Origin of the sequence: Blautia hominis (genome assembly GCA_002270465.1) — a bacterium.
GTDB classification, from domain to species: Bacteria; Bacillota; Clostridia; order Lachnospirales; family Lachnospiraceae; genus Blautia; species Blautia hominis.
The window spans coordinates 66,402-79,152 of the sequence record NQOF01000007.1 but is presented as its reverse complement, the minus strand read 5'-3'; the positions used below and the strand labels follow the sequence as shown (position 1 = coordinate 79,152).

At 46.4% G+C, this 12,751-nt stretch carries 9 protein-coding genes; 7 read left to right on the top strand and 2 right to left on the bottom strand.

Annotated elements, in window-relative coordinates; genetic code table 11:
* Positions 1 to 22: 22 nt before the first annotated feature.
* Positions 23 to 916 carry an AraC family transcriptional regulator gene (locus CI595_RS20295; RefSeq protein WP_095175450.1) on the bottom strand — a complete coding sequence of 298 codons (894 nt, stop codon included), beginning with the start codon at positions 914 to 916 and terminating at the stop codon, positions 23 to 25.
* 274 nt (positions 917 to 1,190) lie between these two features.
* Between CI595_RS20295 and CI595_RS20290 the strand changes: the two genes are divergently transcribed.
* Genes CI595_RS20290 through CI595_RS20270 form a run of 5 tightly spaced genes read left to right on the top strand, consistent with a single transcriptional unit; the run spans position 1,191 to position 7,783 of the window.
* On the top strand, positions 1,191 to 2,486 hold the full coding sequence (locus CI595_RS20290) for an ABC transporter substrate-binding protein (protein ID WP_095175449.1): 1,296 nt from the start codon (positions 1,191 to 1,193) through the stop codon (positions 2,484 to 2,486).
* Between the two features lie 54 nt (positions 2,487 to 2,540).
* Positions 2,541 to 3,422 carry a carbohydrate ABC transporter permease gene (locus CI595_RS20285; RefSeq protein ID WP_095175448.1) on the top strand — a complete coding sequence of 294 codons (882 nt, stop codon included), beginning with the start codon at positions 2,541 to 2,543 and terminating at the stop codon, positions 3,420 to 3,422.
* Between the two features lie 9 nt (positions 3,423 to 3,431).
* A complete protein-coding gene (locus tag CI595_RS20280; RefSeq protein WP_095175447.1) occupies positions 3,432 to 4,256 on the top strand; it encodes a carbohydrate ABC transporter permease in 825 nt (274 codons plus the stop codon).
* 23 nt (positions 4,257 to 4,279) lie between these two features.
* On the top strand, positions 4,280 to 6,223 hold the full coding sequence (locus CI595_RS20275; protein WP_095175446.1) for a beta-L-arabinofuranosidase domain-containing protein: 1,944 nt from the start codon (positions 4,280 to 4,282) through the stop codon (positions 6,221 to 6,223).
* Complete coding sequence (locus tag CI595_RS20270; RefSeq protein WP_095175445.1) at positions 6,224 to 7,783, top strand: MGH1-like glycoside hydrolase domain-containing protein; 1,560 nt, start codon at positions 6,224 to 6,226, stop codon at positions 7,781 to 7,783. It begins immediately after the preceding gene.
* A 50-nt stretch (positions 7,784 to 7,833) separates the two neighbouring features.
* Here the strand turns inward: CI595_RS20270 and CI595_RS20265 are convergent, their stop codons facing one another.
* Complete coding sequence (locus tag CI595_RS20265; RefSeq protein WP_095175444.1) at positions 7,834 to 8,235, bottom strand: DUF3783 domain-containing protein; 402 nt, start codon at positions 8,233 to 8,235, stop codon at positions 7,834 to 7,836.
* A gap of 510 nt (positions 8,236 to 8,745) precedes the next feature.
* On the opposite strand from CI595_RS20265, the gene CI595_RS20260 reads away from it, so the two are divergent.
* A complete protein-coding gene (locus CI595_RS20260) occupies positions 8,746 to 9,423 on the top strand; it encodes a Crp/Fnr family transcriptional regulator (RefSeq protein WP_095175443.1) in 678 nt (225 codons plus the stop codon).
* A 428-nt stretch (positions 9,424 to 9,851) separates the two neighbouring features.
* Positions 9,852 to 12,716, top strand: a complete 2,865-nt coding sequence (locus CI595_RS20255; RefSeq protein WP_095175442.1) for an ATP-binding protein — start codon at positions 9,852 to 9,854, stop codon at positions 12,714 to 12,716.
* The last annotated feature ends 35 nt before the right edge of the window (positions 12,717 to 12,751 follow it).

Here is a 12,751-nt window from a genome sequence, read left to right as displayed (position 1 = left end):
ACACAGAGGAAAGAGGTCCGGTTTATGCTCCGGGCCTTTTTAGTGCTCTGTATTCTTTGGGGGTCATACTTGTATACTCCCGAAAGACTTTATTAAAGTAAGAGGGGGAGGAAAAACCCACAAATTCAGAAATCTTATTGATGCTCAGATTAGAGGTTATGAGCATTTTTTTTGCGTTGTCGACCCTGATCTGTATGATGGCTTTGTTTGGGGTGATACCGTATTCTCTTTTCAGGCAGCGTATGATATGGACCGGGTGGAAGTTAAAATAATCGGCAATGCTTTCCAGGGTGAGCTGTGTGTGAAAGTTTTGCAGTATGTATTCCATAATATTGGCAGCCAGCAGTTCCGAGGAATTTCTCTGGGGCTGGAAAACCTGCACAAAGCTCAGAAGCCGGAAGAAAAGCTCCTGGCATTCCAGGGGAGATAAAAGAGCCTGGTCCTGGGTCTCCTTCTGCTGGTATTTGTCTATATTGGCTGAGATCAACTTTGAAAATATGGATGTGAATTCACTGCTTTCCATGGGAGTCATTTTTTTATATAAGGGAAGGGTAAGCGTGCTTTTCCGGTCTGTATAGATACTCAGGGATTTCCGTTCTTCTTTCACCAGATGGAATTCCCGGGAGTATTGATAATCTCCCACACTTCTGAAATGAAGCCAGTCAAATTTAGTCTTTTCCGCCACTTTTTTGTGGCTGTAATGGGTGGAATCCGGTTTTAAGATAAGCAGTTCATTTTCCCGGAGATGATAAGCAGCATCTCCGTCGGTGATATAAAGTTCCCCATATTCAATAAAGATCAGATCAAAGATACCGATATTGCTTCTTCTGCCGTGCGCGTCTCCGGGGCGGTAGAGCGCAGACCCGGCAATAATGAAATGGGGGTAAGGGGGAGTAGAAAAGTTCACATATTCCATGACGGCCTCCTATCTGATATGTTTATATTTTAATATAATTATAAATGAATATTTGTTGTAAATCAACGATTAAAGAAAAAAATAACAAGATAATATGTTAAATTATTACAATTTTATGCTGTTAATATTTTACTATTTTGGGTAAAGAATATGAATTTACTTATAGAAAAAGCTTTTGTATAATATACCCAAGATATCGGTCCGATACAACGTAAAACATATCAAAATGCATAATGGAGCAGACAAAAGGGGTCTGCATCCCAGGAGGAAAATTATGAAAGCAGGAAAAATGAAAAAATGGGCAGCTCTTTCTATGACATCGCTTATGGCAGTTTCCATGCTGGCGGGCTGCGGCGGTGATGGCGGTTCGGGAGAAAAAAAGGACAAGGAAGCAGCATCCGGGAAGACAGAGATTGTTGTGTGGACCCGTGATTCCACCGTTGCTGCCGTAAAGAGCGCAGCAGAGAAATATAATAAACAGAACGATAAAGTGGAGATCAAGGTAGTGGAGCAGCCCGCGTCCCAGATGGCTGACCAGCTCTCCCTGGCATTGTCCTCTGACGAGGCGCCGGACATTGTGTCCCTGGACTGTACAAAAGTTCCCTACTTTGCATCCATAGGAGCTTTTGCTGATATTTCTGACAAGTATGAAGCGCTGGACTATAAGGATACTTTCAGTGAGGGCATGATAAAGTCAGGGCAGCTTGAGGGCAAGACCTACGCAGTGCCGTTTGCACCGGATGTCTCTGTACTCCTGTACAACAAAGACCATTACCAGGAGGCAGGACTGGACCCGGAAACCCCGCCCAAGACCTGGGATGAGCTGATCGCGTATTCCCAGAAGCTGACCACATCAGACCGGTACGGCTATGTCTATGCGGGAGGTGACGCAGGAGGACATATGTTTACGTTCATGCCCTATGTATGGAATAACGGCGGTGAGGTATTATCTGAGGACGGAAAGACATGTGAACTGGATACGGAAAATGCGGTTGCAGCCCTCTCCATGTTCAACGATTTGACGAACACTTATAAAGTCACGCCTCCAAGTGTCACCACATATTCCTGGAATGAAGCACAGGATGCATTCCTTACCGGGAAGGCCAGCCAGGTAGTGCTGGGAAGCGCGGCTATCTACTCCTTCATAAGCGGTGAGCACGATGATATGGACTGGGGTGCCTGTCTTCTTCCAAAAGGACCGGACGGTACGGAATATGCATCTTTCTCCGGCGGAGATTCCATTGGGATCACCTCCCAGTGTGAAGATGTGGATGCAGCCTGGGATTTCATCCGGTTTGGCCTTTCAGAAGAAGTGCAGGTGGATGAGCTGGCAAAAGGCGGCCTGCTTCCGGCAAGAAGCGATTTCTTTGACAATGAGTATTTTAACAATACACCGGAATATCAGGTACTGAAAGAGGCACTGGAAGTTGGACATACTCCGGTATCCCTGAAATATGATGAGATGTATGTGCCCATTCTGGAGGCTATGCAGACCTGTCTGAACGGAGAAAAGACACCGGAACAGGCATTTGGGGATGCTGCGGAGGCTATCAATAAAATCATGCAGTGATGGATAGGAGGGCCTGTCTGAGAGGGCAGGCACCCTCCCTAATAAGGAGATCTGATGAAGAGAGGACATAAAAAGAAAATATCGCTGGTATCCTATTTGTTCATACTCCCGGCATTGATATTGAATCTGATGTTTTTTGTATTTCCGTTTCTCCAGTCCCTGCTCATGTCATTCTATGACTGGCCGGTGCTGGGGGAAAAAACGTTTGTTTTTCTGGATAATTATATAAAGCTGTTTCAGGATTCCCAGTTTTGGAATTCACTGCTTTTTACCATGAAATATGCGGTTTTTGTAACCCCCTGCCTGTTTATTCTGGCTTTTGTCCTTGCGCTTATGATCAACGGAGCATTTAAAGGTGTGAATCTGTTCCGCTCTCTTTATTTCGCTCCGGTGGTCATATCCATGACCTGCTGCAGCATGGTATGGCTCTGGATCTACAATGATCTGTACGGGGTGCTGAACTATCTGCTCCAGACACTGGGAATCATACAGGACCCCATTCTCTGGATGAATTCCGCAAAGACATCCCTTCCTGCCGTGATCTTCATGGTCACCTGGAAAATGGCGGGATTCTCCATGCTGATCATCCTGGCAGCCTTCCAGTCCGTGGATGAACAGATTTATGAAGCTGCAAGTGTGGACGGAGCAAATAAAGTAAAACAGTTTTTCAGGATCACACTGCCGATTATCAAGCCTCACGCAGCTCTGGCACTGATCCTTTCCGTTATCGGTTCTGTCCTGGCATTTGAGCAGTTCCTGATCATGACCAAGGGCGGCCCGGCCCAGGATACAACCACCATTGTGCACTACATATATAACACATCATTTAAATACTTTAAGATGGGATATGGGTCTGCTATGACTATGATCCTGCTGGTTGTGCTGGGATTCCTGAGTTATTTTGAAAATAAGGTCCTGCAGGACCCCACGAAATAGAGGAGACGTATGAAGAGAGTGACGAAAAAAACCTGGATGAATACAGTTCTGGCAGTCATCTTTTTCCTGCCGCTGTACTGGACGATTGTGACTTCACTGAAGGATAAGACGGAGATTTACGGGACACCGCCCAGCTTGATCCCCAAGCATCCGACTCTGGCTAACTACATAAAGATCTTTACTCTGGATGACGGTCTGTACAGAGGATATCTGCTGAATTCCTTTATCATTACGGCAATCACTATTTTACTGGTAGTCTTTGTCAGTGTGCTTGCGGGATATGGGTTTTCCAAACTGCAGTTAAAGGGCAAGGGACTGCTTATGGCCTGTATCCTGGCGGCAATTATGATCCCGTTTCAGGCGCTGTTAAACCCGCTGTACTCCATTATGTCAAAACTGCATCTTTTGAATACAATTCCAAGCATGGTGCTGATCTACGCTACCTTCCAGTCACCGTTTTGTATTTATATGATGAAAAATGCTTTTGATATGGTGCCGGACAGTCTGCTGGAATCCGCCAAACTGGACGGTGCGGGGGCTTTCTCTGTGTTTTCCACAATATGCCTTCCGCTCACCTGGTCGTCTGTGGCGACCATTGCCGTATACGCGGCTTACACTACATGGAACGACTATTTGATCGCGCTGGTATTTGCCAACAGCAATTCCATCAAAACGTTCAATGTGGGACTTACCAACCTGGCGATCGGCCAGTACGGGACGGACTGGGGGCTTCTCACATCCAGCTCCATTATAGGCCTGCTGCCTATCCTGATCCTGTTTGTATTCCTGCAGAAATATTTTATTAAGGGAATGCTGAGCGGGGCATTAAAATAAAATGGCACCTTGGAGGAACGATTATGAGCAAGAAAACAGAAAAAAGATTACATACCTTTACCATACCTGAAGTAAAACCCCAGGGATGGCTGAAACGCCAGTTGGAAATACAGATGCAGGGGCTTACCGGTATTCTGTATGACATCTGGGACAGTGTAGGCAGCTATTCCGGATGGCTGGGCGGCACGGGGGAAAACTGGGAGAGGGCACCTTATTATCTGGACGGCCTGCTTCCTTTGGCCTATTATCTGGATGATACCCGGCATTGGGAGACTGCATGTAGGTTCGTGGAATGGACCCTGGGCAGCCAGGACGAGGAGGGCAATTTCGGCCCGATAGCCAGCAAGGATGACTACTGGTCCAGGTTTGTTATGCTGAAGGTCTTGATCCAATATTATGAGATCAAGAGAGACGGAAGGGTTTTGAAGCTTTTTGACAAATATCTTCAATACCTGTATAAAAGGATCCGGGAAGTTCCCATGAAGCAGTGGTCCAGCGCCAGGATTGGGGATCTGCTGTACTGTATCCGGTGGTATTGTGAGCAGGGAGAAAAGGAGCATATCCGTACAGAGGGGGATTCGTTTGACATCCATGCACTGGTGAGGATGCTCCGTGAGCAGGCGCTTGACTGGGCAGATATATTTGAGGATTTTCCATTTACCAGGCCCGCAGGTTATTATTATAACTGGGATAAGGAGTACAGCCATTTTTCATGTGAGGATTACCATGACACCATGAAATACCACGCCAATCATATCGTAAATGTGACCATGGGATTTAAATACCCGGCAATGCTGTCTTATTTCTTTGAGGACAGGGATTATGAGGCGATTTCCCTTGCAGGAATAGAGAATGCCCGGAAATATCACGGGGTAGCAAGCGGCGCTGTAAATGGGGATGAGCATTTGAGCGGAAATAACCCTTCCCAGGGCGCGGAACTCTGCTCCGTGGTGGAGTACATGTTCAGCCTTCAGACCATGCTGGAAGCCTTCGGACTTCCGGACTTTGCGGATCAAATGGAGCGGCTGGCTTACAATGCACTGCCTGCCACCATCACAGAGGATTTTATGGCCCATCAGTATGTGCAGCAGGCGAACCAGGTGCTGGTCAGCAGGGCAAAACGATGCTGGTTCAATAACAATGAGGAGTCCAATATGTTTGGACTGGAGCCGAATTTTGGCTGCTGCACAGCAAATATGCATCAGGGCTGGCCGAAGTTCGTGAAGAGCCTGTGGTACAGAGCGGAGGATCTGGGATTGGTTTCCATGGTATTTGCCCCTTGCAGTCTGGAGACAGAGGTGGAGGGAAGAAAGATATGCATCAGGGAGGAGACCGAATATCCCTTCAAAGATAAAATTACATACCACGTGGAGGAAGCCTCCCATGAAAACCTGGAATTTGGTATCAGGATCCCTCAGTGGTGCACCAGCTATAAATTATACAAAAACGGAACTTGTATAAAAGAAGAGGATCACAGAGAAAAGACAGGAGTCATAATACCTGTGTGCAGAGGGCTTAAGACAGGTGATGTGATCCGGGCAGAGTTTTCCATGGACATTGAAAGATCCTATTGGTTCCGCAACAGCATGGCAGTGGAAAGAGGTCCCCTGGTGTATGCCCTGGATATGAAAGAAAAATGGAAAACAGTAAAAGAGGTAGCCGGAGTCAGGGATTATGAGGTTTACCCGGAAAGTGCCTGGAATTATGCATTGGAAGAAAATCCCGCTTTTGAAGTCAGCATAAACCCAGTGGGGGAAACACCTTTTTCAAAAGCGCATCCCCCGGTGAAGCTGAAAACGAAAGGGCGGCGGCTGGACGCCTGGGAGCTGGAAGCAAACAGCGCGGGAACCCTTCCCACCAGTCCCGTACGTCCGGACGGTGAGGAGGAAGAGATTGCTCTGATCCCTTATGGCTGCACAAAGCTGAGAGTCAGTCAATTTCCATGGTACATAAACGAGGACAGATAAATGCACCTGAAAGGGAAAGTAAAATACTATGCAGGGAAGTTTTCTGGTCAGGATGAGGAAGTCTGCAGACAGGAGATTGACAATGCACATGCCGCAGCCTGGATGGAGGAACACATTCCCCTGCTGGACTGCCCGGATCCGGTCATAGAGGAAATCTATTATTTCCGCTGGTGGGTTTACCGGAAACATATAAAAAGAACCCCAGAGGGATATATCATCACAGAATTTCTTCCGGAAGTCCCCTGGTCCGGTGCTTATAACGCCATATCGTGCGCAGCAGGCCATCATCTGATGGAAGGGCGCTGGCTCAGGGGCGGTGAAAAATATCTGAGGGATTACTGCATCTACTGGTTCAAAGGAAGCGGCCGCAAATACGAGCGGGATTACAGCAACTGGCTGATTCACGCAGTTTACAGATTCTGCAGAACAACAGGGGATCACAGCCTGGCGGCAGACTTGTTTCCCAGCATGGAAGAAAGCTACGAAAAATGGAAAGCGAAAAACATGCATAAATGCGGCCTGTTTTGGTCCTCAGACGACCGGGACGGTATGGAATTCTCTGCAGGGGGCAGCGGACTCCGTCTTACCTTAAATTCTTATATGACAGCAGCGGCCTATGCGCTCTTCCATATGGCAAAATGGACAGGAGACCATTTTGCGCAGGAGAAATATCTTGAAGAGGCAGAACAGCTATGGGGAAGAATACAGACATTGCTCTGGCAGCCGGATTTGAATTTTTACAGAGGAATACAGGCAGAAAGCAGAGACCCAGATCTGGGCAGCTTTACGGAAATGGATGAGATCAGCGGTTATCTGCCCTGGTACTTCGCTTTGCCGCATCTGTTTGAGGGCAATACCCAGGCGGAAAAAATGGGGAGGTCCTTTTCCTGTCTGCTGGACAGTGCATGTTTTTATGCGCCCTATGGGCCAAGAACCTGCAGCCCTTATCCCGGATACTTAGAAAAAACGGTCAATCACCCATGTCTGTGGAATGGCTATTCCTGGCCCTTTTCCACATCACAGACCCTGACCGCAGCGGCAGAATACCTGCAAAAGTGCAGGGAAAATAGAAGAGACACCGGATTCGGAAAAAAAGGATATACGGATTTACTCCGCTTGTATGCAGATTCTCATTATAGGCTGAACAAAGATGGTCAAAAAATCTGCTGGATAGATGAGAACCTGCATCCCGAAACGGGAGAATGGGAAGCACGCAGTTTTTTAAAAGAACGGGGATTCCCAAAGGAAACGGGAGGATATGAGCGGGGAAAAGATTACAACCACTCCACCTTCTGTGACCTGCTCATCAGCGGCACAGCAGGGATCCATATGTATGAAGAGGGAAAACTGATCATATCTCCTTTGTTGGACGAAGACTGGAACTATTTCAAGCTGACAGATGTTCCGGCAGGAGGGCATTTGGTGTCAATCCAGTATGATAAGAACGGCCAACGATATGGCAGCCCATCCGGATTTCAAATATCTGTGGACGGAAACGTACAGGCCCGGTTTGAGAACGTCCCTGAATCTGTCACCCTGCCCATACAGAAAAAGAAATAAACAGCTATGAAACAAGGCTGAGGGAACGCATCACCTGCGTTCCCTCAGCCTTATTTTTCCTCTTCTCTCTCCATAAAATCTCTGTGTTCTTCCTCCAGCTCTTTTACAAGATGAGCAAATGTCCAGAAGCAGTTCTGGGATGTGAGGACTGCTTTTAAGGCAACGGATGGAAGTTCCCCGTTCTTCATCATACGAAGAAGGTGGTTCAGGTTATCGTCAGTGAAATTACACATAACCATAACATCCATAGGAATAGAAGGAAGGTTTTCCAGCACGGATATTTTCCGAGGAGGAAAGCCTTTGATTTTTGCCAGATATCCCACTGTCTGCAGTACATTTTGTGGGAGAATGGGAGAAAAATCAAATCCCATACGGCGTGCTGCTTTTTCCAAAACTTTTTCCTTTTCCGTCTGCCCATTGTTATAGTATAAAATATTGGGTCTGCGAATCATAACAATCCCTCCAGGCAGTTTTCATAATTTTATCATATACTATATGTTATGAATTTTCAACGGGGTTCTTACATCTTTTGAAAATATTAATGAAAGGGGGGACGGAAGAGGCAGGGAGAGGGCCGGGGAAGAGAAATGCCTCTTCCTGGTTGTTGGCGGATCGGAAGTTGTAGTGGATGGCTGCTATGTTTTGGAAAAATGTTTCGCTTACAATGCTTTTACTGCCGGAGAGAAAACCAGGGCTGGTGGGGGTGTCTGCTGGGCTCCTTTGGCAGACATTGCGGTAGAGAGCCTGAAAATCCATCGCTTATGCAGACTTGGCGCGAAGCCTTTGCTGAGCGTCTTAGTCGGAGTTAGCGATTAGTTGAAGGGGAACGAAGCTGGCTGCCAAAGGAGCCCAGCAGACACCCCCGCCAGCCCGTCCCCCCATCAATCCAATGTAACAATTTACGAACCCACCCAAAAATGATAAAATAAAACAAGCAAACAAAAAAGGTGGAACAACACAAAATGGACCAACTTGAGAATTATGAAAAAATATTAAAACGCAGCTTCCTATTCAGGCAAAAAAATAAAGAAGAAATCAAAAAACTTTGCAGTCTCCTCGGAGGAAGGATACAGGACTATGGTAAAGGACAACTACTCCTGCATGAAGGTGACACTGTGGGACAGTTGGGCATTGTTCTGGAAGGGGAGGTGCGTATTGTGCGCATTGATATGGAGGGAAATGAACGACTTTTCCAGAAACTGGTCCCCTCCTATATGCTGGGCGCAGATGTGGTCTGCACTCCCACACGGCAGAGTCCCTATTCGGCCTACTGCAGCCAGGATGCAAAAGTCTGGTATTTTGACTGGATGCCGGGTCATGAAAAATGGGAGGAGGAGCTGGAACGCAGGCTGATGGCGTTCATTGCCAATGAAAACGTAAGGAAGTTTTACAGAATTGATATTCTCTCCACCAAAAGTGTGAGAATGAGAGTATTAAAATACCTGCGCATTCAATGCCGCAAAAGAGGCAGTGATACCGTGGAGATTCCCTATTCCAGGGAGGAAATGGCAAACTATCTCTGCGTGAACCGTAGTGTTCTGTCCGATGAGCTGGGCAGAATGCAGGAGGAAGGGCTGATCACATTCCGCAAGAACCGTTTTACACTTTGCGAAGGAGTTTCTTCCTATAATAATAGGTGAAAAGTAACTGTTCAGTACCCTCACAGTTACAGGCAAAAATTCATGCAAAATCGCCTTTGGCGATGGGATTTTTGCTTGGCCGTGGTACACTTTCTTACGGTCAGCGCAGTGAATGCGCAGACCTACTGAATAGTTACGGTGAAAAAACAAACTGTGAAAATATATAAGAAACAGAAAAGAAACCAGCCTATATCAGTGAAAAAATACAAGGAAATCCATCTGCCATATTTTTGTATGGTAAAGTAATAACAAGAAGAAGCTTCAAATTTCCATAATTTGGTGAAGTATTGACAGTTGTGTCCGCATTAGAGTATACTTAACACAGTATAATTTATGACTTTGGGACTGTAAATTGAGGTTACTGTTCATGAGGCTCCTGCTTTGCAGGGCTGTGGGCAGTGACCGATTTAGAATATGAGGGATGAATTGTGGCGAACATCAGTGTACATCTTTTGGGAAGACCTTATGTAGAGGTAGACGGAGAACGTGTGAATTTTCCATATAAGAAAGCAGAGGGCTTTTTCTATTACCTCTGTGTGAAGAAGACAGCTACAAGGGAAGAGATCATATACGTGCTTTGGGGTGCGGACAATGAGAATGTGGGCAGAAAGAACCTGAGAGAAGCGGTTTACCAGATTAAAAAACTGCTGGGCAAAGAAATTCTGGTGACAGCAGGCCATACCAGTATCTCCCTGAATCCGGATTGTATGCCCGATATTGACTGGGACCATATCAGTGCGGAGAACATTCTGGAAAACGAGGAGGAGGGATTTCTCTCCCATTTTATGATAAAGAACAGCTACGAATATGAAGAGTGGATCACTTCCATGCAGGAACAGTACAATCAGGCATTTATAAAATGTGCCAGGGAAAAGCTGTACGACGCAGATGCCACAAAAGATGTGGATCTGATTCAAAAGTACAGCAATATCCTGCTGAAGCATGATCCCTACAATGAAAAGCTGTACTATGAGATCATGGACATCTATGCGGTGAATGGAAACTATAATATGGCGATCAAGCTGTATTACGATCTGGAGAAGGTCCTGGCTGATGAACTGGGTGTGGAGCCGTCCCCGGAGATCAAGGAACTGTTTCACCGCATTTTTAATGTAAAAGGAAATACCACTGTGGAAGCCGCTGGCTGGAATGCTCCTTTTTTGGGCAGGACTTCTGAAATATACCAGGTCAGCGAGTGTATTGTGGGCACAGGGAAAAGCCGCCATCCCCAATGTGTGGCCATCAGCGGGGAGGACGGAGTGGGAAAATCAGCCCTTCTTGACAAGGCAAAACAGATGGTCCGGGGGTATCAGATGATCCCTCTGTATGCTGCCTGCTACAGGGAGGAGTCCGAATTTTTCCTGCGTCCCTGGAATGATATCTTCTGGGAGGTGGAGCAATGCGTGGAAAACGGGCTGCTGGAGCGCTCCATCACAAAGGAGGAACAGGCACAGCTTGACCGCTTCTTCAAAGGCAGTATTCTGGGGGATGAGAAACCCCTTGGAAGACTCACCTATCAGCTTATGGAGAAGGCCATTCTGGATATGTTCCGCAAAATTGTGGAGAAGCATAAGGTAGTGCTGTTTTTTGACGATATCCAGTGGATGGATACCATGAGTTTCCAGCTGCTGAACAGGATCTTGCTGACACTTGGGACAGAACGGATCCTGCTCATGTGTACCTATAACCAGAACAATGATGTGGAGGTTATGGAATCGCTGGAGAAACTGATGAAAAAGGATTATCTCCATGTGATCTCTTTGAACCCCTTTACGGAGGAGGAGACCATGGAGCTGCTTCACAAGTATCTGCCTGAACTCAATGGGGATGAGCAGAAACAGAGAAGCATTTACCAGATGACGGACGGAAATGCATTTTTCCTGATGGAGCTGGTCAGTCTCATAAAAGAAAAAGGATATACCCTGGAAAAATCCCAGAAGACCAACAATGTGATAAAAGCCCGGCTCGCAGGTCTGCCGGAAACGGAAAATGAAGTGCTGGACTGCATGAGCATGTTTCCGGAAAAGATCAGTATTGAGGAGATAGAGCTTCTGCTGCCAAAGATGGACAGGCTGACGCTGGTCCGCATATTGGAAAAACTGCAGGAGCGCCATCTGATCAAAGAGATCCTTGTTGGCTGGAATGTCTACTATAAATTTGAGCATCAGGTATTCCGCCAGTTTATATACGAGCGCCAGAGCGAAGGCAAGAAACGCATGTATCATCAGATGCTGGCTGAGTATTATGAGTCAAAGGCTGAGGGGAAGAAAAATTTTGGGTATCTTCCAATGACGATCCACCACTATGAGAAGTGCCATAACATGGTGAAAGCGTATCAATATAAGATTAAATATCTGAAAGAGTATTATACGATTGTCAATGAAAACTTTCCTGTACTTCATTGGGAGATGGAATATGGCGACGACAATTATGGAGTGACCTTTGAGGCAAATGAACTGTTAGAATTGGCCCAGAAGGTGATCCAGTTTGACGAGGATTCTCATCAGCTGCAGGAAATGAAAAAGGAAATGTATTATGTCAAGGGCCGTTTTGACATTGCTGTAGGGGATTACGCGTCCGGCATCCGCAATATTGAGGAGAGCATGAAACTGGCTGAGATGCTGGAGGATAAAAAGTCTCTTCTGAATAATTTCAAGCAGATGATCTTTTACGGGATTCAGGTGGAGGACCTGGAACTGGTAAAGAAATACGTGGATGAAGGCCTGTCCCTGATAAATGTACAGGAACCGGATGAGAGAGGTGCCTTTATGAGGCTGAAAGGCTGGTATCTGCTCCATGAAGGCAGATATGAGGAATCCCGCCAGACTTTGACAGAGGCTCGTCAGATATTTGAGGATTACAGCGGAAGAGATTCCCGCTATATTATGAGCATTGCGGCATGTTACAACTACATCGGGGATGCCTGCCGTGCTACCGGTGACTACCAGTCAGCCCTGTCCTACTATAAAATTGCCATAGAAAAGGGAACCGGCAAGGTGGTCACAAACGGACTGGGGCAGTTCTATTCCAATGCGGGCCAGATTTATTATCTTCTGGGAAAGATAAAAGCAGCCCGGGAATATCTGGAACAGGCGATCGCCTGTTTTGAAAGGCATGGATATTACTGGGGACTGGAACGGGCGGAGGCGTATATGGCACTTGTTCTTCTGGAACAGGGAGAGACAGAACAGGCAGAGCGTCATTACAAAAAGGGGGTACAGCTCTCGGAAAAAATGAATAATCCTACCACTGTGAAAGTTTTGAAGGAGATCAAGAATAAAGCGGGATTCTGATAAAAGATTCCCGCTATAAAAAAATATTTTAATTT